This window comes from Ruegeria sp. CDSC021 (assembly GCF_059610845.1).
This window is the reverse complement of record NZ_JBXWOK010000003.1, coordinates 321,869-344,255: the sequence shown is the minus strand read 5'-3', so window position 1 is coordinate 344,255 and position 22,387 is coordinate 321,869. Positions and strand designations below refer to the sequence as shown.

21 protein-coding genes and 1 pseudogene are annotated in these 22,387 nt (G+C 53.0%); 12 read left to right on the top strand and 10 right to left on the bottom strand.

The features are described 5' to 3' along the window. The first annotated feature begins 59 nt into the window (after positions 1 to 59). On the top strand, positions 60 to 1,634 hold the full coding sequence (locus tag AC2FGB_RS08445) for a trypsin-like peptidase domain-containing protein (protein ID WP_496693697.1): 1,575 nt from the start codon (positions 60 to 62) through the stop codon (positions 1,632 to 1,634). 9 nt (positions 1,635 to 1,643) lie between these two features. On the opposite strand, the gene AC2FGB_RS08440 is transcribed toward AC2FGB_RS08445, so the two are convergent. Both AC2FGB_RS08440 and AC2FGB_RS08435 read right to left on the bottom strand, forming a co-directional pair. Beyond that, a complete protein-coding gene (locus tag AC2FGB_RS08440; RefSeq protein WP_496693698.1) occupies positions 1,644 to 3,260 on the bottom strand; it encodes an MFS transporter in 1,617 nt (538 codons plus the stop codon). A 48-nt stretch (positions 3,261 to 3,308) separates the two neighbouring features. Next, positions 3,309 to 4,529: an APC family permease gene (locus tag AC2FGB_RS08435; protein ID WP_281973017.1), complete on the bottom strand. Its 1,221-nt coding sequence runs from the start codon at positions 4,527 to 4,529 to the stop codon at positions 3,309 to 3,311. Between the two features lie 156 nt (positions 4,530 to 4,685). Between AC2FGB_RS08435 and AC2FGB_RS08430 the strand changes: the two genes are divergently transcribed. The 4 genes from AC2FGB_RS08430 to AC2FGB_RS08415 all read left to right on the top strand — a co-directional run bounded on the left by AC2FGB_RS08430 (position 4,686) and on the right by AC2FGB_RS08415 (position 6,390). Next, a complete protein-coding gene (locus AC2FGB_RS08430; RefSeq protein WP_142636020.1) occupies positions 4,686 to 4,901 on the top strand; it encodes a hypothetical protein in 216 nt (71 codons plus the stop codon). A gap of 31 nt (positions 4,902 to 4,932) precedes the next feature. Then, a complete protein-coding gene (locus AC2FGB_RS08425) occupies positions 4,933 to 5,340 on the top strand; it encodes a c-type cytochrome (protein WP_142636019.1) in 408 nt (135 codons plus the stop codon). 132 nt (positions 5,341 to 5,472) lie between these two features. Continuing rightward, positions 5,473 to 5,922, top strand: a complete 450-nt coding sequence (locus AC2FGB_RS08420; protein ID WP_496693699.1) for a phasin family protein — start codon at positions 5,473 to 5,475, stop codon at positions 5,920 to 5,922. Between the two features lie 60 nt (positions 5,923 to 5,982). Beyond that, entirely contained in the window at positions 5,983 to 6,390 is a 408-nt protein-coding gene (locus AC2FGB_RS08415) for a universal stress protein (RefSeq protein WP_271952494.1), read from the top strand. 326 nt (positions 6,391 to 6,716) lie between these two features. On the opposite strand, the gene AC2FGB_RS08410 is transcribed toward AC2FGB_RS08415, so the two are convergent. Continuing rightward, entirely contained in the window at positions 6,717 to 6,854 is a 138-nt protein-coding gene (locus tag AC2FGB_RS08410; protein WP_496691982.1) for a hypothetical protein, read from the bottom strand. 255 nt (positions 6,855 to 7,109) lie between these two features. Further along, positions 7,110 to 8,108: a hypothetical protein gene (locus AC2FGB_RS08405; RefSeq protein ID WP_496693700.1), complete on the bottom strand. Its 999-nt coding sequence runs from the start codon at positions 8,106 to 8,108 to the stop codon at positions 7,110 to 7,112. 205 nt (positions 8,109 to 8,313) lie between these two features. Between AC2FGB_RS08405 and AC2FGB_RS08400 the strand changes: the two genes are divergently transcribed. From AC2FGB_RS08400 to AC2FGB_RS08385, 4 genes are all read left to right on the top strand, one after another. Continuing rightward, positions 8,314 to 8,853 (top strand): PepSY domain-containing protein, encoded by a 540-nt coding sequence (locus tag AC2FGB_RS08400; RefSeq protein ID WP_496693701.1) that lies wholly within the window; start codon positions 8,314 to 8,316, stop codon positions 8,851 to 8,853. A 38-nt stretch (positions 8,854 to 8,891) separates the two neighbouring features. Continuing rightward, on the top strand, positions 8,892 to 9,551 hold the full coding sequence (locus tag AC2FGB_RS08395) for a response regulator transcription factor (RefSeq protein ID WP_142636050.1): 660 nt from the start codon (positions 8,892 to 8,894) through the stop codon (positions 9,549 to 9,551). After that, the gene (locus AC2FGB_RS08390; RefSeq protein WP_496693702.1) at positions 9,551 to 10,879 is read left to right on the top strand and encodes a sensor histidine kinase; all 1,329 of its coding nucleotides are present in this window, start codon (positions 9,551 to 9,553) and stop codon (positions 10,877 to 10,879) included. Before AC2FGB_RS08395 ends, AC2FGB_RS08390 begins: the two co-directional genes overlap by 1 nt. A 316-nt stretch (positions 10,880 to 11,195) precedes the next feature. After that, positions 11,196 to 12,143, top strand: coding sequence for an ornithine cyclodeaminase family protein (locus AC2FGB_RS08385; protein ID WP_496693703.1), 948 nt, complete (start codon positions 11,196 to 11,198; stop codon positions 12,141 to 12,143). Between the two features lie 307 nt (positions 12,144 to 12,450). Here AC2FGB_RS08385 and AC2FGB_RS08380 read toward each other — a convergent pair whose 3' ends face one another. Together AC2FGB_RS08380 and AC2FGB_RS08375 are read right to left on the bottom strand one after the other, a co-directional pair. After that, positions 12,451 to 13,002, bottom strand: coding sequence for a luciferase domain-containing protein (locus tag AC2FGB_RS08380; RefSeq protein WP_496693704.1), 552 nt, complete (start codon positions 13,000 to 13,002; stop codon positions 12,451 to 12,453). A gap of 53 nt (positions 13,003 to 13,055) precedes the next feature. Then, entirely contained in the window at positions 13,056 to 13,646 is a 591-nt protein-coding gene (locus AC2FGB_RS08375) for a YceI family protein (RefSeq protein ID WP_496689466.1), read from the bottom strand. Between the two features lie 111 nt (positions 13,647 to 13,757). Here AC2FGB_RS08375 and AC2FGB_RS08370 point away from each other — a divergent pair, with 111 nt between their 5' ends. After that, positions 13,758 to 14,339 (top strand): TetR/AcrR family transcriptional regulator, encoded by a 582-nt coding sequence (locus tag AC2FGB_RS08370; protein ID WP_496689464.1) that lies wholly within the window; start codon positions 13,758 to 13,760, stop codon positions 14,337 to 14,339. A gap of 466 nt (positions 14,340 to 14,805) precedes the next feature. Continuing rightward, a pseudogene (locus tag AC2FGB_RS08365) lies at positions 14,806 to 15,563 on the top strand (IS5 family transposase). A gap of 74 nt (positions 15,564 to 15,637) precedes the next feature. Here AC2FGB_RS08365 and AC2FGB_RS08360 read toward each other — a convergent pair. The 4 genes from AC2FGB_RS08360 to AC2FGB_RS08345 all read right to left on the bottom strand — a co-directional run bounded on the left by AC2FGB_RS08360 (position 15,638) and on the right by AC2FGB_RS08345 (position 19,224). Further along, complete coding sequence (locus AC2FGB_RS08360; RefSeq protein ID WP_496689462.1) at positions 15,638 to 16,648, bottom strand: DUF2955 domain-containing protein; 1,011 nt, start codon at positions 16,646 to 16,648, stop codon at positions 15,638 to 15,640. Then, positions 16,638 to 17,702: an HlyD family secretion protein gene (locus tag AC2FGB_RS08355; protein ID WP_496689460.1), complete on the bottom strand. Its 1,065-nt coding sequence runs from the start codon at positions 17,700 to 17,702 to the stop codon at positions 16,638 to 16,640. Before AC2FGB_RS08355 ends, AC2FGB_RS08360 begins: the two co-directional genes overlap by 11 nt. Continuing rightward, positions 17,699 to 18,778 carry an AI-2E family transporter gene (locus AC2FGB_RS08350; RefSeq protein ID WP_496693705.1) on the bottom strand — a complete coding sequence of 360 codons (1,080 nt, stop codon included), beginning with the start codon at positions 18,776 to 18,778 and terminating at the stop codon, positions 17,699 to 17,701. Before AC2FGB_RS08350 ends, AC2FGB_RS08355 begins: the two co-directional genes overlap by 4 nt. Before the next feature lie 179 nt (positions 18,779 to 18,957). Next, complete coding sequence (locus AC2FGB_RS08345; RefSeq protein ID WP_246097203.1) at positions 18,958 to 19,224, bottom strand: potassium channel family protein; 267 nt, start codon at positions 19,222 to 19,224, stop codon at positions 18,958 to 18,960. A 422-nt stretch (positions 19,225 to 19,646) separates the two neighbouring features. Between AC2FGB_RS08345 and AC2FGB_RS08340 the strand changes: the two genes are divergently transcribed. Further along, positions 19,647 to 22,295, top strand: a complete 2,649-nt coding sequence (locus AC2FGB_RS08340) for an AsmA family protein (protein WP_496693707.1) — start codon at positions 19,647 to 19,649, stop codon at positions 22,293 to 22,295. The last annotated feature ends 92 nt before the right edge of the window (positions 22,296 to 22,387 follow it).

Sequence of the window (22,387 nt, the reverse complement as noted above, 5' to 3'; positions counted from 1 at the left end):
GGAAGTTTCGAGTTTGCCCATGATAGAGTGGGTATAGCGCTATTAAACAGAGATGGGCCATGCGGACACCGGACCAAAGCGACACAGGAGTTGATACCGGTAATGTCCGCGCATTCCTGGAGAGCTTGACTGGCCCGTCCCGCGGGACCGTAGTCTGGCTTGCCGACAACGCTGTGTCGGCCTCGGTCAGTCCGGACCGTACCTTGAGGCTGAGACCGAAAGAAGATGTGCCAGCTTATGACGAAGACATTGCGACTCTTCAGTGGTCAGATGACGGTTACACGTTAAACGCGTTGTCTGATCGGAATATCTGGGTCAACGGTCACAAGGTCGCTTCGGCTGACCTCAGGCACGGTGACATGATCGAATTCGGCGAAAAAGGCCCGATGTCCCGCTACAGGGTATGCGAACACTCATTCCCTGCACATCGCACGGTCGAGGATATCCTAAGCGACGCGTACGCATATGCGAGAACAAGCCGTCGACCCTTTCCAAGGAAAATTTCCGGTGCACTGCGCGACAGTGGGCGTCGGCTAACATCACAAACCACAATTCTCTTCAGGATCACCGTTATTGGCGCAATCCTTCTGATCGCCGTATTTGGGTATTTACTGTTTCAGAACGACAGGAAGCTGGCGGACAGCCTGGAACGAGAATCCCGAAAGATCGAAGCAGTTGCCGTTATGCTGGCACAGACCCGGGAAGACTCGTTGACGCCAGAGGATTTGGGTGCACTCAAAGACGCATTCGAGAGTCAGGTGCTGTCCACTGAGCAGCGTCTTGGCACGCTGGAGGAACGCGCAGGCGCATCAACGCGGATTATCACAGCCTCTACGCGTTCCGTCGCGTTCGTCCAGGGCGCCTATGGATTGCGGCAGATCAAAAGCGGGAAATTGCTGCGGCATGTGGTTGGCCCCGATGGAAAGAATCTGCAAACGCCATTTGGACAACCGTGGCTCGAACCAGATGCGATGGGCGAACCTGCTGAGTTTCAGTTTACTGGAACCGGGTTTCTTCTACAGGACCCGCCTCTGTTGGTGACCAACCGTCATGTTGCCTTGCCCTGGACGACTGGCGACCGTGCACAAGCCCTTCAGGCCGCAGCGCTGGAGGCCGAGATGCTGAGTTTGCTGGTCTATTTGCCTGATCAAACTGTGCCAATTAAGGCTGTCTTGCATAAAGCAAGCGAAACCGCAGATCTGGCGCTTCTCTCTATCGACGCCACACGCGTTCGGGGTCTTGGGCTGTTACTTGCAGATGAGCCACCGCGAGCGGGAGAGGAAGTTTTCCTGCTTGGATATCCAACCGGCCTGAAGGCTCTTATCGCGCAGGCCGGTCCGGGCTTTCTGAAAACGCTAGAGAATAAAGGCGCCGTGGATTTCTGGACAATTGCGACCCATCTTTCGGAACAAAATAAAATCCGACCCCTGGCCAGCCGGGGAATCGTAGCCCAGACCAGTCCCGGCGCCATTGTTTATGATGCAGAGACCACATCTGGAGGAAGCGGGGGACCTGCGTTGAACCGAAACGGTAAGGTGGTTGCGATCAACGCCGCGATCTTACCCGAGTTTGGTGGTTCGAATATTGGCGTTCCGGTGTCGCACCTCAAGACACTTCTCAATGAAAGCGACTGATCCGCGTATTCACTCGCCTGTCCGATATGGTGAATTTTGCACAAGAAAAACCATAATCAGTGGGACTATGACAGAGATCAGGCCCACGGTAATCAGCAAATTCCCCAAGTGGCTATAGTCAGCGATGGATGCAACTGTACCCGTTCTGGGTTCGGTCACGACACGAGTCACGACAAATACCTGGTTTAGGTATTTTGTGCCCAAGCTGCTTGCCGACAATGCCATGTTGGTGAAAGACGCCATGACAGCAAAAAAGGTCGCCTTGAGATGTGTCGGGGCGTTACGTGCGATCCAGGCCAGCATCGGGACCATCGCGATCTGACCCAGCGGTGACTCGACGGCTGTGTCGAGTATGGCGATGAATCTTGCATCCACAACCCCGCCTGTGTGCGCGGCCGTCCATTCATGCACTCCGTAGTATAAAGCAAGGTTAGGCAGGGCCAGCACTCCGGCGGCAATGGTGAGCAGTACCACCACCTGCGCGATGGAACGACTGGCCATAAACGGTCTGAGGATGATCAGGCCAAGCAGCGCTAGTAGTGAGGTCAGGAGCGCCAGAATTGCCAGAAACTGTTCGTCGAACCCAAGCTCGTCGATTTCGAACCAGGTCAATCCCGGACCAGGCAACGGGACCGCGCGAAAAACGAAAATGATTGTCGCCGTCCCGATCAGAACCTTGGCCTGTTTCGACTCCAGTTCCCTTAGCAGCCGTGACATGAGATAGAGAATGACCGTGAGCGAAACCGCAAAAACAGTCTCTTGCGCAAAGGCGAAATTTGCGGTTCCCAACACAACGCTGAGTACAACAAACGCGAGACCTCCCAGCAGTATTGGCCACCTTACTTCGGTGGCTTGATCCGGTTTGTGTAGAAGGTGCCCAAGACTAACGAGGCGACGCTGTATCAGAGCATGAAGAACCACTCCGCTGATCGACAGTAAGGGGACAACCAGAGCGACGAGATAGACCTGACCGTAGAGAACCAAACGATCGCTTTTCTCCAGATCCTCCGCGCCCGAAAAAATCCAGATGTTAACCGCTGCGACTCCCGCAAACCCGGATATGATCGCAATCCTGCCCAGGGTCTGCATAGTAGTGTGGCGGGCACGAACTTCTTCATGCGTAAACGCGAACCCGTCTTGGTTGGTTTGTGGTACCGCTTCGACCGTCATGGCATCTGCCACGACGTCCTGAATGGCATAACCAGAAGGTGCCAGGATCAAGGCAACGACATACCAATGCTCAGGCAGCATGACCCCGGCCATCTGGGCAGGCGCGGTCACAAGTCCATACATGATAAGCAACGAGGCCGTGATAAGAGACGCGCCAACCAATATCAGCAGCGATTTCCAACGCCAGAACAGATCCACCAGATGCCCAAGCGGCATTTTCAAAATCCAGGGCAATCCGGCCCAAAATGCCAAGCCCGCCACGAAAGCAGCAGATAGATTCAGATAGTCCTTGAGGAAAAACGCGCCAACGACGGATGTCAGTCCCGAAACTCCGGCCGCGAAGTACACCATTAACGGTGGCATGTAGGACCATTGTAATTGCGCGACCAGATCAACGAATGTCCGGTGCCACCAGTCAGAGAGCCGCCTTCCAAGTGTAGGTCGATCAGTGTTCATATGTCATTCGGATCCCGTTCTGGCGACCTAACGCCGTCGGATTTTCTCTCAAAGAAACCCGGCGCCAAAAAGTAGGGTGCTGGTCAGAACACCAAGGATTGGCACGACAAGAGGTACGTGGAAATGTTGTCGGGTTGAATCCGGTTTCAACTTCAAAAAGATCAGCGAGAAATTGACTAGCACAAACACCCCCAAGACGATCTGAGATGTGCGTTCTGCTAGGGTGCCGATCGGCAGTGTTTGGGTCAGTAGAAGGATTAGCGCCACAACCAGCAGGGTTGCGACGACTGGTGTCTGGGTTACCTGCGGGACACTCGCCAGTATTTTCGGCAGATGATCCCGGTCGGCAAGACCGTAGATTACCCGCGACGCCATTATCATCTGGATCAGGACGCCATTGACTGTTGCAACGACTGCGACTGCGGCAAACCCCTGTTTGATTACTTCGGGTGCATTTGAAAAAACCAAAGCAAGCGGGGCAGTCGACGTCGACAAGGTATCGATAGGAACAACAAGCAGGACCGTAATTGAGGTCGCCAGATACAGACCCGTCGCCAGAACGAGCGTCAGCAGAATTGCCTTAGGAATTGTGCGAACTGGGTCTTTTACTTCTTCGGCGACGTTTGCCATGTCCTCGAATCCAACAAAGGCAAAGAAAGCCAGAAGCGACGCCGCAAAAATGCCCCGCCAAGCGTTGATCTCAAAACCTGGAATCGTCTCGCTGAACGCATAGCCTTGCGGATCCTGCACGGACATGCCCCAGCCAATCACAAACAGAAGCCCCGAAATCTCGATGATCGTGATCACTGCCGCCACAAATACTGATTGCGCGATGCCCCAGAGTGCAATCAGTCCCATAACCGACACGATGCCGATCGTAAGCAATGTGGTGCCAAGGTTGGTCAGGGTGTGAAGATAGGAGGCCGCTCCAATCGCAACGGCCGAAGCCGATATCACTCCCGAAGCAGCGACGGCGAGACCCACCAACACGGCAATCCAGTTTCTTTGAAACCCAGCTTCGACGTATGCCGCTTCTCCCGCGCTTACGGGATAACGGGTTGCGAGTTCGGCGTACGACAAAGCCGTCAGCGAAACGACGAGCGCTGCAATGAGAAACGAAACAGCGGCGTAAGGACCAGCGACCTCGGCGGTGGCACCGACAAGCACATAGATTCCCGCACCAACGGTGACACCTAGTCCGTAAAGCGTAAGCAACGGGGCAGTAAGCGCGCGTCGGAGTTTAGGTGTCGGTGGATCGGCCGTATGCATTGGCTTCACTCCTCAATGAACAAACGCCTGTGTACCGAGCTACAGCGCGGTTAAGTACACCAGTCACTAACGAGGGGCTCGCCACCATTCATTCCGAGCCCCTGCGGTGGAATTTCCACGCTTTTGCAATTCCGCTTATCACCATGTTTGATTTGGATGCAGGCGATGAACGGCAATCCCGCTGAAACATTCATGCTTTACTATGTAATGTACCTTTTTGAATTGATCTATGTCATTGGTCGCCAAGAACCGACCAGCCAAGCGGAACCGACTGCAGTGTACTTACTTTCGTCGCAGTTTTTCCCAGCTGGTACTCAAAGGCTGAATATGAGCGAGATCAATGAAGCGTTCGCTCAATACCGCGTAGTCTAAACGCGAAATGCTGACGTTCGAGGAGGAACAAATGCCAGTTTATCGCGGACTTCTTTTGTCAATATTTGCTGCAAGTGCTGCACTGGCGCAGGATATTGACCTTCAAAACGGGCACAATCTCTACAGAACCTATTGCTGGCAATGCCATGGTTTCGAGGCCACTGGAGATGGTCCAATGGCGGAGATGCTGGCAATAAGGACGCCTGATCTGACCAGGCTTGCGGCCCAAAACGACGGTGTTTTTCCGATTGAGGAGGTGGCGCGTCAAATTGATGGTCGCGCACCATTGCTCGCGCATGGCGGAGAAATGCCCATTTTTGGACCAGCTTTGGATTCGGACCAAAAAGTTGCGCTGACCATGCCTGACGGCCAGCCAATGTTCGCAGGTGTGCCGTTGGCAAATGTGATTTATTATCTTGAGTCCATACAAATCGAGTAGGTTGGTACAAATGCTGCCATTAGATTGTAGAGGACCACTGCCTACGTTGTTGACGCCGGTTGATCTACATTAAGGTTATTTTCTACGGGATTTGGTAACATTCAGTATTGGGAAGATGAGGAGGAATCTCCGATGCCTGAAGAGAAGCCAAAATCAAGTTACTCCAACCCACTTGTTGATGTTTTCAAGCAGATGCAGCCGACTACTACGGCCAATCCGTTTTTAGGCGCACAGCTTGAGCAATTCTGGGACACGCAGGAGAAATCACTGAAAGAGGCAGAGGCCTTTGCTCAACATTGGTTTGAGAGGCGCCACGAGGCTGTTCGAACCGTGCTAGAAGCTGCGCGCTCGGCGTCTGCTGCAGACCCGACTGATCCGGCGAAAGCACTGCAATCCATAGCAGAGTGGCAGAAGCATTCAGCCGAACGCCTCGTGGCTGACGCTCAGGAATGGTTCGAAACAGTTGCCCGATGTGCAGCATTTGCAGCGGAAACCGAAGCCGAAGCTGTGGAAAAAACAATAGATGATGTTGCAAGCACAGCAAAGAAAGCGGGTAAGTCTTCGAAATCCGAACCGGTTTAGAGTGCCGTATCACCGCGGAGGCCGGAATGATCGTAGCTGGAGCAATCGAAGGTGACTAACATGTATAAGAACATTCTGATTCCAGTCGCGCTGGACAACGATCACGATACACAGGCCTCATTTGAAGCTGCTCGTTTGCTGGCGAGTGCCGATGCGGAATTCACAGTGCTCCATGTGCAGGAGCCGATCCCTGCATATGTGGCATCCCAGATACCTGAGGAAGTTCTGGCAAACACGCGAAAAGAGCTTCAGGAGGGCTTACATCGGAACGCTGCAGAGCTACCGGGGGCGAAACCGCGGCTTATCTCGGGGAGCGCTGGCCGAGCGATCGTTGATTTCGCAAATGAAAATGGCATCGATTGCATCGTGCTGGCCTCACACAAGCCGGGGATCGAGAACATTTTTATTGGGTCGACTGCGAACCGGGTCGTTCACCACGCCAATTGTTCTGTCCACGTGATCCGCTGAGTCGTTTTGAGGCAGGTGTCCAAGTCGAACGCTGGATGCCCAGCATGGGACACAAAGACGACGGAGTGAAATTGGCGTTGCGAGCACGCGCAGCGTGAAAATCGTATTCACGCTATGGGCTCTCAGCAGACATTCGAGAGTTCACAATGACGAGCGCCGATGTCTGCTATACGGACAAAGCTGCCATCGGGAAATAAAACCAAAATGGCAGCATTTTCTTATATGGCGGTCAATGCCCCCCCAGTTTGTCCACTCATACGCAACAACATTAACCGAACGTGAACAATGTATTCTCAGAGTGTTCAACCGTTATCGTTCATACTTCCTTACTCAGGGCCGATCAATGCGTGCCCGGATGCACTGAAGGGGAACAGCATGATCAATACTGCCAATGAGGGTGCGCCTAGCATTCCTACAGCAATGCAATCCTCGCGCACCGTCTCAGGCGGTGAATTGTCAAGCATCACGAATTCGAGCAACGGTCGCTTCCCTCCTATCGAAAATGCACTGTCTGAACTATTCAACAAAGAGCGGCTAAAAGAGGCGAAACGAGGCGTCTGATCTCTCAACAGAACGTCTGCGTATATCCCAAGTCACGTGGTGTTGTCTGGGATGTAGTGAAACCCGCTCCGGATCGGAGCGGGTTTTTTTATTTGTGATGTTGTTATGCCTGCTGGCTCGGGTCTATTTGACCTGGTGATTGATTGGACAATCAGCAATCAGCTATCAAGACCAAGCAGAGTTTTTACGGCAGCTTCGACCTCATCCGTCACAGGCTTGTTGGCGGCAGCCTCCAACGCTTCACGCTCGGTCTGCGGTTGATTTTCTACAGCCTCAGTCAGCGCATCGACTTCTGCCACCGTATCGTTGTAGTCGACCGCAGCCTGCCGTTCGGCGCCTAGGTCTTCGGCCGTATCGAGGGCTCCCTGAAGTTCGTCATTGGCGTCCTTAAGCTCTGCTTCTATATCCGGATCTGTGCCCCCGGCATCGGCAAGAGCGTCCTCAAGCTCGTTCACGCGATCCTGCTTCTCCTGAACATCTGTCAGAGCCGCATCAAGGTCCTCTTCGATCTCAGAGACCGGGCGGTCCGGCGGGGTCATGCCATCCAGCAATGCCTGTGTTTCCGCAAGCTCCTCACGCAATTCATCTCCGGCCAGAACTGCGTCACGAAATGCGGCGATGCGGCCCACACGGGAATTAGGAGAGGCGTTCTTGAGAGCATTCTCATTAGCGTTGGCGGCGTTCAGTGCGCCTAGTTCAGATGGGTGCACGCCCAGCAGATCCGCCATCTTGTACCCTTTTGGTTTCGGGGCGGGGCGAATTGCTTTGGTCACCTGATCCACTGGTTGACTTTTGCGTACGGTCTTTACGGCTGTGGTTTTGGCTTTGGTCTTTTTACCCCCAAACAGGTCTTTCAAGGAAAATTTGTTTTTTCCCGATGACTTTGACTTACCAGCGTTGGAAGATTTCCGGTTAGATTTTCCGGCCGCTTTATCACTATCGCTAATGGACGCACCAGATCCGCCATTACCGTTTCCACCACCATTGCCGTTTCCACCGCCATTGCCATTACCGCCGCCGTTTCCGTTACCGCCGCCGTTGCCCCCTTTGGCAAAAGCAGCATCAGGAAACGCGACAGCTCCGACAATCGCGGTCGAGCCCAGCAGGGCGATGGCAATAGCAGAGGCTTTTAGCAGGTTGATCGGTTTGGTGTTCATAATGGTCCTCGTTCATCAGGTGCGATTCTCGTCTGTCACGGTAATCAGCGGCGAGCAGACGCAAAAACTGGGTGTCGAAAACAGAATCCGACACCCCTGATCTAAACCCATCATCGTTGAACCCACGCGTAACTGGCTGTTCACCGTAGGTTCACATAGAAATCGGTAGATTGAGCCGGCGTTTTCGCAGTAATGAGTGACAAGGATGAAAAAGCTTATTGCCATTGCCTGTCTACTTGCCTTTCTCCACCCCGGAGAGGGACAGGCTGCTGCACGTGAGTTGACGCAATCCGAGTTGCGCAAGGCGACAACCTCAGGCAGTGCCATTCGTTTGAAAAAAGTAATCAAAGGCGTTGAAAAGGCTTTTGGTGGAACGCCAGTTGACGCGCGAGCCTTTCAGGCTGACAGGCTATATTACCGTATTCTCGTCAAGAAACCGGATGGTAAAATCGTCAGTGTCATCGTCAACGCTCAGACGGGTGTTGTTGTGTCCAACCGATCCGTTGTTGGCCGCCAGATTTCTGAAGCTGCCCGCGCTGCGCCGGGTAAATCCGGCAAGGGCGCTTCGCAGGGGAAATCTGCAAACAAAGGCAACAGCGGCGGTAACTCCGGTGGCAATGGTGGTGGTAATTCCGGTGGTAACGGTGGCGGTAATTCCGGTGGTAACGGTGGCGGTAATTCCGGTGGCAACGGCGGCGGTAACTCCGGTGGTAATGGCGGAGGTAACGGCGGGGGCAAAAAGTAATGGTTATACTTCCATTTGCTCGCCTATAGTCCTTAAGTATGAGAGTATTGCTGGCAGAAGACGAACCGCACCTCTGCGAACAGATCAAAAAACTCCTGAACGCAGAAGGCCGCGTTGTGGATGTCGCCAATAGTGGGCTCGACGCCCTGCATCTGGGTGCCACCGAACCATATGACATGATCATCCTTGACCTCGGCCTTCCAGAGCGCGACGGCATTTCGATTCTGCGCGAATGGCGCAACGAGGGCGTCAAAACACCGGTGCTGATTCTGACTGCCCGCGATGGCTGGAGCGAAAGGGTCGACGGCCTGGATGCGGGCGCAGATGACTATATGACCAAACCGTTCCACATGCCCGAACTGGCCGCGCGTGTTCGCGCCATCCTGCGACGGCAAAGTGGACAGCTGAATCCCGTGATTGAAATGGGAAACGTCATTCTGGATACCCGTAACGGCCGGGTGACAGCCGATGGCGTGCCGGTTGACCTGACTGCTCAAGAAATCGCGGTGCTGACTTATCTGGCGCATAATTCTGGTCGGATGATTTCACGATCAGAACTTTCAGAGCATATCTATGAATACGATGGAGACCGGGATTCGAACACTATCGCCGTATTTGTTACCCGTCTGCGCAAGAAGCTTGGCACTGACCTGATCACAACGGTTCGGGGTCGTGGATATATGATCGATTCGGCCTGATGTTATCGCTGCGACAACGGGCATTGCTGGGGGGAATTGCATCTGGGGCAGTGTCTGTGGGCGTAGGCACACTGGCGGTTTTCTCATACATTGATGCACGGGTGTCCAACCGGTTCGACTCTGCGCTGCTGGATCGTCACACACAGCTGGTTGTCGGCCTGAATGTCACAACCGAAAACCCGGAGGCACTACGAGATCTGATATTTGACCCGGCTTATGGCACCCCATATTCCGGACGATACTGGCAGGTCAGAAGCGCCGACGGTGTGGTCTTCACCTCTCGCTCGCTGTTTGATGAGGTCATCGCGGAACCCCCCGGTATTCCTGACATCCCCACACTCTGGGACACAAGCGGTCCGGAGAATGAAGTGCTGCGCAGCGCTTTTCAGAAGATCACTTATGAAGATGGCACGGTATGGGGCGTCAGCGTCGCCGAAAGTCAGGCTCAGCTCGTGGCCGAGCGGCGCGCGGCGCAGAAAAGCCTGCTGCCGGTGTTTGGCCTAGTTGGCCTGATCGGTTTAGCCGGCTCGTTGTTTCTGATTTCAGTTGTTCTGGGACCATTGCGAAAGCTGCGTACGGATGTGGCCCATCGCTGGGATCAGGACGAAGACCTTAGGCCAACAGATTACCCCGAAGAGGTCTCGCCATTGGTCGAGGACCTGAACCAGCTGCTGCGTCGGAACCGCGAGATCGTCTCGGGTTCGCGCCGCCAGGCCGCAGATCTGGCACACGCATTGAAAACTCCTACAGCCATATTGCGCAATGAACTTGTGACATTGTCCGACGCCGGAGCGGTGACAGATACCGCACAAGAGGCGCTGGACAGGATCGATGCTCAACTTGGTCGATCTCTGGCCAGGTTGCGGGCTTTGAACGCTGCTGACCTGACCCATTCGCGGACCGATCTGTCTAACTCCATCGAGCGCCTGGCGCGGCTGTTCTCGGCCATGGCGGACCGCGAAGGCAAATCGCTGCAGATCGATGGCGATCCGGGTCTTTGGGTGCGCATGGATACGCAGGACATCGAAGAGATTTTGGGCAACCTTCTGGACAATGCGGTCAAATGGTGTCGAAGCGCGGTACGGCTGACCGCGAAACGTAAGCAGAAATGTATCGAAATCAGTATCGAGGATGACGGTCCCGGAATTCCAGAAGACGCCCACCGCGAAGCCTTGCGATCCGGCGGACGACTGGACACCTCGGTCGTTGGTAGCGGGCTTGGGCTGGCGATCGCGGTCGACTTACTGAAAGCCTACGATTCCAGACTAGATCTGGACCGCTCTGAATCGCTGGGTGGGTTGTTGTGTCGGATTGTGATCCCGACCTGAAGTCGCCCGGAATCTGATCTGCAAAGTGTCGTTTGAACAATTCGCAACTTTAACTACCAATGGGCCCGAACCTGTCGTCTGACGATCTCAGTAGGTCATCGGGTTGGTTCAGACCGCACAAAGTCGGCCTAATGGACGAAGCAGGCGTTCGACTGGGTTCACATTTTCAGAAAAATGAAGGCACTTTTTTTCTGCGCATTGGATCGGGCGATCAAAAGTTACAGCCAAAATACTTCTGTGAAGGTAAACCGATAGGAAGAACTGCCGAAGACAATGTATTCAGTCAAAAAGCCAAATTGCTTAAGTGAGGGACTCTGTGACTTCTGAGAACACCGTAATTTACCTGTCTGACGACGACCTCGGGGGCTTAGGCATCCAACCTTCGGAAGTTGCCGATGCCATCGAGGCTGCTTTAATAGCCAAGGCAGACGGAAAGCTTCACACTTCTCCCAAGACAGTCATCTTGCCCGGCGATGGGCGCTACGCAATGTCTACATTGGCAATGGGAGATGATGGATTCATCGTGACCAAGCAGGTTACAGTGTGTCCGGAAAACCCGGCGAGGGGTCTTCCCGCGATAAACGGTGCCATCATGGTTATGGATGCGCAAACCGGACTACTTCGCGCGGTCTTGGGAGCGAATTGGATTACGGCAATCAGAACTGCGGCTCTGTCAGTGGTGGCAGCGCGACGGCTTGCTGACCCTCATGCCGAGACGGTGGCTTTTGTGGGTGCGGGCGTGCAGGCTCACTCCCATCTAGCTGCGTTTTCAGAACTGTTTCCCTTGAAACGAATCCGCGTGTTCGGGCGAGGTAAAGAGAATGCCGACAAGCTTTGTCGTTATGCTCTGGGCATGGGTCTCGAAGCTGAAACATGCGCCGATGCCAAGGACGCTTTGAGTGATGCCGATCTGATAGTGACATCGATAACGTTGGACTACTCCATTGAACCCTTCTTGGATGCCCGATGGCTGAAGCCGACTGCCTTCGCAACCATAACTGATGCGTGCATCCCGTGGGTGCCGGCGCACATGACTGGTATTAAAACGGTAATTGTCGACGACCGTTTGCAGGAGCTGGAAAGCGACAAGCCGATGTTGCCATACGAGCAAATTGCTGGCGACTTGACGGAATTGGTCGCTGGCAAAGTCGACGTCCGAGCACGCAATAAGCCGGCGGCTTTTGCTTTCAGAGGGATTTCATTGGGGGATTATGCTGCTTCGGTCCTCGCAGTTCGCCGGTTCACCGAAAAACCCGTGAAGTGAGCCCAAAGACATGAACACCCACTTTGTCATTAGATACCGGAATGGTCGCTTTGGGCGCCAGATACGCCATTCTCTGCGATCAGTTCAATTGGTTGGTCGCAGCCCAAAGCGGGCATTCGCCACTGAGCTTTGCAAATTCAACTGCGCGGGACGGGAGTTACTATTGGTGCTGAAGGTTTGAACGCACGCTCCGAGCGCTTCGCCACGGCAAGAATGTAAGAAAGAAATTGACCGTGAAAAGCACGGCGGCTGAAACAGCACTCTTTAAGGAAGCAGGCGCCACCGCACACTTTCGGGCAAAACAGGTTTAACCCAAGGTGTTGCCGGTGATGAAGGTGTACGAACTTTCGACCAGATCGATGACGACATCCAACTCTTCTTGTGTGGTCGGTGTGTATATCATGACAAAGCCACTCCATCCGGGGCGTTGATTGGCCCAAGGGTGTCCTACGGCCCAGCCAGCCTCAATTGCCCGTCGGGCCATTGCGGGGTGCAGCGAAGCGTGCAAGCTGCCATCAGGATGCATATGCGCAAACTCAAACCCACCGACGATAGAGTTCGGTTGAGACAACAACATGTCAGGATCAAGCTGAAAGCCAAGCGCGCCAGGTAATGATATGCGTGTTGGGCCAAGTGTGACCCCTGGGAATTGCGCAACTCGCTCCAGCAATAACTGGGCCAAATCGGCATTAATTTCGACACCAATCTGAGTATGCGGTACGCCGCTTGTCGTTTCGGGACGGGGCGAGGTGCGCTCCGGCAAGGAGCGCTCTTGCGCGGACGCCATTGAGCACATCAATACCACTACCGTCACAGCAACCGCCAATGTTCTCAGGTGCACATTCATCGTGTTGACCATCTGCCAATCAAAAAGATTGAGTGCTGAACGCAGTATCAGCGCACTTGCACACATCATTCAGCCTTTAACGCTTCGATATTGATCAAGAGCTCTATTTCGTCGCTCACCGCAGGTGCAAACGCCCCAAGTCCGAATTCAGACCGCACGATAGTCGCCGTGGCTGCCAGCCCCAAGGTTGGCGTGCCCTCTTTTGGGCCAAACGGGTATGGCGCTGACTTGTTAAGCGTTGTTTCCAGGACAACAGGTTTGGTGATGCCATTCATGGTCAGGTCGCCAGAAATATTCGCGGAATTGTCCCCGGTCACTTCAATGCTGGTTGAGGCGAATGTGACCACGTCACCGTCACTCGCGCTAAAAAAGTCATCGGACATGAAGTGTTGCAAACGGGCATCCCAGCCCGTGATCATAGATTTTACAGGCATAGACACTGTGACAGATGACGCAGACGGATCATCTTCGTTGAACTCTATCTCACCGCTAAAACCTGAGAACATTCCATATGTTTCTGAGAACCCGATGTGGTTGTAGCTGAACAATACCTGGCTGTGTCCAGGATCCAGCTCGTAGGTGCCACTCTCGGACAATGCGGTTGTCGCGCCCATCGATAAGAGTACCACCAGCGGGGTTGCTGCCACTTTGAACATTGATACGCTCCCGTTTTGAAAAGACGTGTTTGTGGGATTTAGGTTTTGACCGACCATACTTTTAGAACAAAATGTTCTACTATGCAACAAGATGTTCTATAGGAGGGACGATTGAAAGAAGATCCTAGGCTGATCGCCACACGACAGACCGCGCTTGATGCCGCGCAAAAGATACTAATGGATGAGGGCGTGCTGCACGTAACTCATGGCGCAGTTTCGAAGGCAACGGGCATTTCGCGCAGCACACTTTACAGGCACTGGCCAGATGCGCGCAGTCTGCGTGATGCAGCATTCAGGCGCATCGCAACACCGCCGAACATACCACCCAAAACCGATGGCCCGCTGCGATCTGATCTGCGCTGGTTACTCGGAGTACTGATGGGAGCTTTGAATGACACACCATGGGGTCAAATCGCGCCTCAAGTTGTCGCTGCTGCGTCCACCGATGCAGAAGCGCGGTTGGTGATCACTGAATTTATGAAAGACAGGTTCGCAAGTGTTGAAGCAGTATTTGCAGCCGCAATAGGCCGCGGTGAGATCACCGCCGACGTTCCGGTTGACCAGCTTATAGAACTAGCAGTGGCTGCACCTTATTTCCGCAAACTCATACGTCACGAGGCACTGGACGAAGATTGGTTGGATCAACATGTTGATCTGCTTTGCAGTATAGCGAAAACCAATTCGGGACATTGAACATCGCCTGAATTTGCAGACAAAGCGACCAAGAAGCCTAACGATCTCCAAGATCGCGGTGAGGCTATGTTCGCTGCGTGACATCAGCACGTCGCATGGTCAAAACGAACCGCTACTCACAACGTTGATGTCTGTACCCTGATTTGTCGCTGCCGCTCATTCCTATTGCAACATGAACACCTTGGGCTCAGTGTTGCCATTCTCCGCAGCAAGCACGATAGGCCGCTAGCAGCCCGAAGCGGACCTTCAAGACAGGAATTTGCAGTTTCGTTGATGCGAGCCTACCCGCCGTTCGCTACTCTCGCATAAAAAGCATTCACAGTCTCGGTTAGCGGCCATTCAACAACGCTTGCCATGAATTGACTTTTGGTGCGAAGGAAGCTTTCGCTTGGATCTATGTTAGGCTCAGGATGCATTGATTTTTGCTGCGCTGCGTGATTCACAACTCCAAATATGGAGCGATGACATGAGCGACCTTTATTGGCTGACAGACGAGCATATGGCCAAGCTTTCCCCTTTCTTCCCGAAGTAGCACGGCAGGCAACGGGTCGATGATAGAAGGGTGTTGAGCGGGATTATCTTCATTAATCGCAATGGGTTGCGTTGGCGAGATGTGCCCTGGGAATCCGGACCTCAAAAGACGCTCTACAGCCGGTGGAAGCGTTGGAGCGAGAAAGGCATCTTCGCACGGATGATGGCTGGTCTAGCTGCCGAGCACGGTGAAAAGAAGATGGTTATGATCGACGCCACATATCTAAAAGCCCATCGCACGGCGTCCAGCTTGGGCGTCAAAAAGGGGGGCGTGGCCGCCTGATTGGCAGAACCAAAGGCGGCATGAATACCAAGCTGCATGCTATCTGTGATAGCCAAGGTCGCCCGCTCAACCTGTTCGTTACCGCCGGGCAGGTCAACGATTACATCGGTGCTCGGGCTCTGCTCAGCAGCATACCAAACGTGGATTGGCTGCTCTGGGATCGCGGCTATGACGCCGACTGGTTCCGAGAAGCGCTAAAAGACAACGGGATACGCGCCTGCATCCCAGGCCGTAAGCAATGCAAGACACCGGTCAAATACGACAAGCGCAGATACAAACGCCGCAACCGGATCGAGATCATGTTCGGCAGGCTCAAGGATTGAAGGCCCGTGGCGACACGTTATGACCGTAGTCCCAAGGTCTTCCTCTCAGCCTTCGCACTCGAGGCAACCGTTATGTACTGGTTATGAATCTTGACCCTAAGTAGAATTGGTCAAGTAGAGAACTCTGTCGGTTTCAGCGCCAAGCCTTGTTGCAACAAACGTCATTGAGCCGCCTGGCGCTCTTTTTCCGGCCAGAATTCATCTACCACGACATATGCGATGATTACAAAGAAGGCGGCGCTGGCAACTTGCAAAACTCGAATGATGCTCTTGACGTCAGCCTCGTCTGAAAACGGTGCAACCGACCCGCCATATACTATGAGAGCCGTTGTAATGGCTGAGCCGGCGGCGGCGGCGAGTGGGGCTTGAGATTTACCGAGTGCTCCGAGTGTCAGGCAAAAGAAAAAACACAGTAAAATGGGGGTGAGAATAACCGGCGCTATTACGTTTGTCTCATAGCAAATGATGGATACTGCCGCCCCAAGCAGGTTTGCCGTCAGCATAGCTTTTGCAACCGATTTACCCGCGGTAGGCATCGCTGCAAGTTGTTGGCTCAGCAGCGCGACAAAGAACAGAACCAGCAATGCAGACGCGCCGGAAACAAAAAATGCCATAGCAAACGGGACTGTGACAAGCGACATCCTGACTATGCGACGATTTGGGTCGAAGCTTGGCGGCGCTGCAGCTTTTTTTTGAGCCGCCGTTTGAGGTTCAGCGGGTATCAATACGAACATCAGTGTCGATACGAAGCCTGCGAACAGCAGGTTCAACGGTATCCAATACACGAGCACCAAAGCCAGGTCCTGTGATTGCAGAACCAGGTTCGGAATCATCAATGCGCCCATGAGAGCTATGACACCGGGTAATACTCCGGCGCCGGAAACTGACCACATGAAAGACAGGATTATTCCAATCGCCACCAGCATCAGAAATACAAGCGGATATGGTGAGAAGATCGACGACACCAGGAACGAAATGAACATCAACCCAATAGAGAAGACAAAGAGCTTCGCAAATGCTGTCAAAGGCAATGCGGCAGGTGCTTGCAGAAAAAGGGCGGCGAACACCGCCCCGACGACGGCAAGCGGCCACCCAAGAAATAGGCCCAATGAAAAGACGCCGGTAACACCCAGCGCAAGCCGGGTGACAGAGCGTTGGTCCTCAGTACGCATAGGACAGAATTGAAACCACGCGGATGTAGGTGCGACCTACGAGGTTCAGCAACGAGTTGTCGCTTAGGTACATGATCACATCGGCTTGCCCATTCAGTTGAAAGCGAAGGTCATCTTCGGCGCTTCCGGCTTCATAGCCAGGTAAAACGATCCTGACTGGGAATCTCTCAGGCTCGCGCAAAAAACCTTTAGTGCTTGGCGGGCTCGCCAATTGCCCGGGCACATCACCGCCACTTAGGGAAACAGCCGCACTAAAGCTCTCAATGACGCCCGGAATAACCTGACCTGGATGCATGTCCAACACTACATCAACCGGAGACCCTATCGAGGCTCTTCCTAGGTTGTTCTCGGAAAAATACGCCTCAATCCAGACGTCAGTTGCGTCCAGAAACGTCAACAGATCCTGGCCGGATCGCGCATATGTTCCGGGGGCTATCAGCAAATTAGAGATGACACCTGTCGCCGGAGCGCGCAACTCAGTCCACTCAAGGTTAAGCTCTGCATCCGCCAAGGCGGCCAACGCGCGCTGGATTTTCGGGTTTTCGATTCCGTCGTCACCAAGTCTCTGTTTTGCTTTTTCCAGATCTGCTTTTGCGTTCTCATAGTTTGCCTCGGACTCTGCCAGTTGCCCTCGCGCATCATCGGCCTTTGAGACGGCAATCAACCCTTTCTTTTCGAGCGCAAATACGCGTTCTGTTTGAATGCGCATCGTATCCAGATCGCTCTGCGCCCTTGCTAGTTTGGCCTGTGCCGCTCTTACTTCTGCCGAAGATGCACCGACTTCTTGAGTGGCTGCTTCGAGATCAGCTTCCGCCTTGTCGCGCTGAATTTCGTAGGGTCGCGCGTCGATCCGGACGAGGACATCTCCGGCCGAGACGATTTGACCATTTTCGACCAAGACTTCAGTCACAGTTCCAGTCACCTGCGGGACGATCTGGGTCGCCACGGCTTTTACTCTGGCGTTCCCGGTAAATGGCGTTTTCCGATCAGCGACCAGGTACCAGACAAGAAAAATCAGAATGACCGCCAGGGTTGCCCAAATTGTCTTCCTCATTTCGCCGCGCCTTCAGCAGTGCCCTCGGCTTCGGGCGAGGTATCAATCCAAACTTTGAATAGCTCATAGAAAACAGCGAAGAGAACCGGCCCCATAAAGACGCCGATCAAACCGTACGCCATCATACCTCCGAGAACACCGATGAGGATGACCAACATGGGAGTCTCAAGGCCTTTTGAAATGAACACGGGTCTTAGAAAACTGTCCATTATCATGACGGGAACGGCCAATATAGTGAAAATCAAAGCAGTTCCGCCGGACATGGAACTCCATGCGTAGATAATTACCGGTATTAGAACCAATCCGGGCCCGATTTGGATAATCGAGAGTATCAGGCAGATAAATGCCAGAGTGGCGGCCGAAGAAATCCCGAACAAAGCCAACAGTATCCAAACGAAGACCGCCTGAATGGCTGCCACGCCAATTACGCCTTTTGTCACGTTCCGGATTGTTGCGCCTGCCAGCGTTACGAATTCACCGCCGCGTGGTGCGAAAACACGGTTGGCAAAGCGCTGAAGACCCTGGACCAAACTTGGCCCGGGGCTGAACAAAGCCCCCATAATCAATACGGACAGAGCTAAGCCAAGAAGCCCGATTCCGATGCCCAGAACCTTCCCAAAAAGCGATTTGGTGATCTCAAGGATTTGCGTGCCATATTTTGCAAGCGCGCCGTCAAGATTGCGCTCAAACATCCCCCAGACATCGGAAATTTTGTCTCCCACCAATGGTAATTCCTTGAGGCCCTCGGGCGCAGGGGGGACTTTCAGCTCACCCTTGTCTGCTTGTTCCGCGAATTCAGCCCCTAGTTCTGCAGCACCAGACACCGCAGTTGCGACTGGCCCCAGGGTCAAAACAAGGCCCAGCAAAACCAAGATCGTTGTGGCAAGCTTTTTCCGACCTCCCAGCTTGGACTGCAGCCAATCAAATGCCGGGTAAAGCGCCACACAGAGGATAGTTGCCCAGATAACCACGCTTGCAAGCGGGGCCACCATGACCAAAGCGCTGTAGAGAAATAGTCCGAGAAAGAGCAATCGTATTGCCAGATCGACAATCTTTGCGTCCTGTGTCTTTTCCATTCCATCCCTCCATATGTTTTTTGAATGTTATACTCAAAAAACATAATATGTATATTTTTTTAGTTTTAGTGATCATCTATCAGCTTGAAGACGCAAATGAATCCAGGCCGCAGCTTGAGATGCACAGACGGGCCAATGCCTGTGCAGGAACTCGGTTTGGCTCATTTGAGTGCAGTCTATTAGTCCGCTTTTTTGTCGTCCTGGGACAAGATTGTATCCGCCACTGTGGTCGCCGCGGTCACGAAGACACCGAGGCCCACGATGATGTAAATCATTGTGAAGATCTTCCCTGCCGCGGTTTCAGGTGAGAAGTCACCAAACCCCACAGTCGAAATCGTCACGACAGAAAAGTAGATTGAGTCGAGCCAACTCCAACCCTCGACAAAGTGGTAAAAGACCGAGGCCCATAAAATCATTCCAACCGTGAAGGCAAGAATGCCTTTCACTCTACCGTCTTTGAAAGCGACGCCTATCCCACGTGTTATTCTAGTTAGTGAGTTCATCCTGTCCTCGTCGTTTGAAGAATTCACATATAACAGTAATTAGATAAATGTGGGAAATTGAGGAAATCTGGCTGCCAATAGCTTGGGGATGCGTCGAGCCGCTGAAGTCGCAACCCCTGCAACGTGTCCAGTTCTGGTCGGTCAAACTCACTTCAAGCCAGCTGATTGGAAGCTGGGTCAGCGGTACAAAAGTTATTTTGTCATCTACCCGTGATTTAGCTGTCCGACCAAATCAGCGAGAGTTATCAGCTGTACGGTCAAGATCATTCAGAGGTCGGGAAATTTACCGACCATATAATCCATTAACCTAACAAATAAATGGTTTAGGTTGCCCAACGTATGAATCGGAACATTAGGAGAAAAGCGTGCGATACGTTGCAAAAGGTGTATTGGTTTGTTGCGCTGTCGCGTTTGTGGCTGTGTTAGCAGCTTGGCTTTTCCTGTCTTCTACGTTGTTTTCTTCTGTAAGGACCACCTTCGTTGAAAACCTGATCTCCAAGAAACTTGGTCAGGACGTCATCATAGAGGATGAAGTGCGTCTGGGCCTTGGCCGGCACTTGCAGGTGTCAGCGGCGGGGCTGGTACTACCCGGTTCGCGGAGAGCTAACGAGAATCTGGCAGCAATCGACGAACTTGAGTTCGAAATTTCCACGCGCGACCTCTGGAACAGTAATCTATCGCTGAGCAACCTTTCTCTCTCGGGCGTTCACCTGAACCTGATCACAGGCAAAGACGGCGTCGGAAACTGGCAGTCCCTTTCCCAATCAGATGTAGAAGCCGGGCAAGCTGCTAAGTCTCCTAAAATGCCTTTGGCTGGAGTTCTAACGGACCATAAAATTGACCTGACCGATATCACCGTTTTTTACCAAAACGATCTAAACGGGCTTGAGCTGGATCTGCAGCTTTCTGAGCTGCTTCTAAAACGCGATACGGAAACCGACGTTGCGACCGCAGTTGGGGCCGGTTCGCTAAACGGAGAGAGGTTTGATCTGAACGCGACATTCCCTGCGGAAGACCCGTTTCAGGTAGCGGTGAACTTCGAACAGATTTCGATTACCGCAGAGGAATCCCCCATAGAAGACGGGCTGCAAGTGAAGACGACCCTAGAGGTTGTAGAACTTGGCCAGCTTCTCGATATCCTGAAGCTTGACCGTGTCCTGGAAGGTTCAGGAAGTATTGGTGCAACATTCAAATCGGTCGACGGCGTTGCTCGGATTGATGATCTAAGTGTTTTGACGGAGTTGGATGGCGGGCAAAGCCTCTCGCTGACAGGACAAATCGGAGAATTGGGAAATCCGGAAGACGTATCGTTGACAACCCGCATTCGGTTGTATCCTGAAGATGCTGAACCAGCCCCCGCCGCATCGCGGTATGATCTTAAACTTATCTCGGTCGACATGGTTATCGACAGCGTCCCCGGGCAGATTCCGCAGCGGCAAATGGTCATTAAGACCAACGGATTCACATTGGACACGTCTGGCGAGGGCCCGCCTCCGATCAAGTTCTCCGAACTTTCCAGAACACCAGAAGGCAGCTTAAGGGTCGGAAGCATCAACTTGAGAATTGGGGACCCGGCTGATCCGTTTATCATTTTGGACGGTTCGGTCGATGACGCGCTGCAGTTACAAGGAATATCAGCAGAAGGTCTAATGGATATTCCGGCAAGCAGTTTGATCTCACCAGAACTGTTAGGACCGGACGACCAACTCGGCAGATTTTCCGGCGACTTTCATTTGAATGGCGACATCAATCAGCTATCGCTGACGAATTTAGATGGAAAGACAAGTGAAACAGAAGTCTGGAACCTCGAAGTACATGGCACTGTGAAGAATGTACTCAAATTCGAGGACCTGGATTTGGCAATTGATGTCGAAGTCCCATCAGGAGCGGACCTTTTGGAGGCACTATCGCTTGAACGTGTGGAAACCGGACAGGCTCGCCTTGAGATTGACCTCGCTAGCGAAGGCACCGATTGGAACGCGAGTGCCAATGTAGAGGTTGCTGAATCTGTCCTCGAAATTGTCGCCGATCTTGATGATGCAACAAGTGATCCTGTGCTGAAGGGTTCCATAGAGAGTGACCTGATAAAGATAGATCATATCCGAACCATCGTTCAGGCCGCCGCACAGTTGCGGAAGCTAGGCGGTACGGAGCCCGATGAGGAAGATGTCAATCAAGAAGCAGATGACACTGGCCCTTTGAGAGATGTGACGCTTAAACCAATTGGACGTTCAGTTCTCTTGTCCGGTATGGATATGGATGTCGACATTGACCTTCGGCACATAGAGGGCGCCAAAGGCATTAGCAGTTTGCAGAGCGAACTGACGCTTAACAAAAATGAGCTTAAGGCCGGACCTTTGAAATTTGAATACGGTGGCGCTCATTTCGACGTCAGCGGGCAAATGGATCTATCGAACGATGCGCACCTGCTCACGTTGACCGGCAAGGCAGGCGGCTGGCAGCTGGATGACATTCTTCACGGACTGAACTTCAAAAAAGGTGCAAGCGGTACGATTTATGCAGATTTTTCGGTGTCAGGAGGAACCGATTCACCCAAGCACTTTGCCAACAGCATGAACGGCAACGCCACAGTTTCATTACGTGATGGCTCGATCGAGACCCAGCTTTTGGATTTGGCGGGGCTGGGTGTGCTACCTTGGGTGTTTACCAAAGAGAAACAAAAGGTTGCTCCAATAGTATGTTTGCGTGCTCCGATTAGTATTTCCAATGGAAGTATTTCGACGAAACAAACCACATTGGAGACAGATCATGTCCAAGTCGTTGTCTTTGGCGGTGTTAATGTGGCGGGCAAGGTTTTGGACCTGAATTTGCAGCCCCGCAAGATTGGCGAACCTCTTTCGAAGAGCCCCTGGCCCGTGACCTTGAAGGGCCCAATAGCAAAGCCGAAGATCAAGGTCAAAGACGGTCCGAAACGACTGAAACGATCGGATGGTGCGCACAAAATGCCAGCAAAAAGAAAACTATGCGTTCCGGATATTTTACAACTGCAGTAGTGGTTGAGGCAGTTGGTTCAGGAACATATCTAGAATTGAAGAAAGATGGCAATGCTCCCGAAAAGGGATTTCCGCTTTGAGACCAAAGCGGA

What these genes read in the sequence shown, in the direction of transcription:
- AC2FGB_RS08375 (WP_496689466.1), bottom strand. Translation starts at nt 13,646, where the DNA reads ATGTTCAAAGTGGCAGCAACCCCGCTGGTGGTACTCTTATCGATGGGC.
- AC2FGB_RS08405 (WP_496693700.1), bottom strand. Translation starts at nt 8,108, where the DNA reads ATGAACACCAAACCGATCAACCTGCTAAAAGCCTCTGCTATTGCCATC.
- AC2FGB_RS08440 (WP_496693698.1), bottom strand. Translation starts at nt 3,260, where the DNA reads ATGAACACTGATCGACCTACACTTGGAAGGCGGCTCTCTGACTGGTGG.
- AC2FGB_RS08425 (WP_142636019.1), top strand. Translation starts at nt 4,933, where the DNA reads ATGCCAGTTTATCGCGGACTTCTTTTGTCAATATTTGCTGCAAGTGCT.
- AC2FGB_RS08400 (WP_496693701.1), top strand. Translation starts at nt 8,314, where the DNA reads ATGAAAAAGCTTATTGCCATTGCCTGTCTACTTGCCTTTCTCCACCCC.
- AC2FGB_RS08390 (WP_496693702.1), top strand. Translation starts at nt 9,551, where the DNA reads ATGTTATCGCTGCGACAACGGGCATTGCTGGGGGGAATTGCATCTGGG.
- AC2FGB_RS08445 (WP_496693697.1), top strand. Translation starts at nt 60, where the DNA reads ATGCGGACACCGGACCAAAGCGACACAGGAGTTGATACCGGTAATGTC.
- AC2FGB_RS08420 (WP_496693699.1), top strand. Translation starts at nt 5,473, where the DNA reads ATGCCTGAAGAGAAGCCAAAATCAAGTTACTCCAACCCACTTGTTGAT.
- AC2FGB_RS08380 (WP_496693704.1), bottom strand. Translation starts at nt 13,002, where the DNA reads ATGGTCAACACGATGAATGTGCACCTGAGAACATTGGCGGTTGCTGTG.
- AC2FGB_RS08430 (WP_142636020.1), top strand. Translation starts at nt 4,686, where the DNA reads ATGCAGGCGATGAACGGCAATCCCGCTGAAACATTCATGCTTTACTAT.
- AC2FGB_RS08435 (WP_281973017.1), bottom strand. Translation starts at nt 4,529, where the DNA reads ATGCATACGGCCGATCCACCGACACCTAAACTCCGACGCGCGCTTACT.
- AC2FGB_RS08355 (WP_496689460.1), bottom strand. Translation starts at nt 17,702, where the DNA reads ATGAGGAAGACAATTTGGGCAACCCTGGCGGTCATTCTGATTTTTCTT.
- AC2FGB_RS08350 (WP_496693705.1), bottom strand. Translation starts at nt 18,778, where the DNA reads ATGGAAAAGACACAGGACGCAAAGATTGTCGATCTGGCAATACGATTG.
- AC2FGB_RS08395 (WP_142636050.1), top strand. Translation starts at nt 8,892, where the DNA reads ATGAGAGTATTGCTGGCAGAAGACGAACCGCACCTCTGCGAACAGATC.
- AC2FGB_RS08360 (WP_496689462.1), bottom strand. Translation starts at nt 16,648, where the DNA reads ATGCGTACTGAGGACCAACGCTCTGTCACCCGGCTTGCGCTGGGTGTT.
- AC2FGB_RS08410 (WP_496691982.1), bottom strand. Translation starts at nt 6,854, where the DNA reads ATGCTTGACAATTCACCGCCTGAGACGGTGCGCGAGGATTGCATTGCT.
- AC2FGB_RS08415 (WP_271952494.1), top strand. Translation starts at nt 5,983, where the DNA reads ATGTATAAGAACATTCTGATTCCAGTCGCGCTGGACAACGATCACGAT.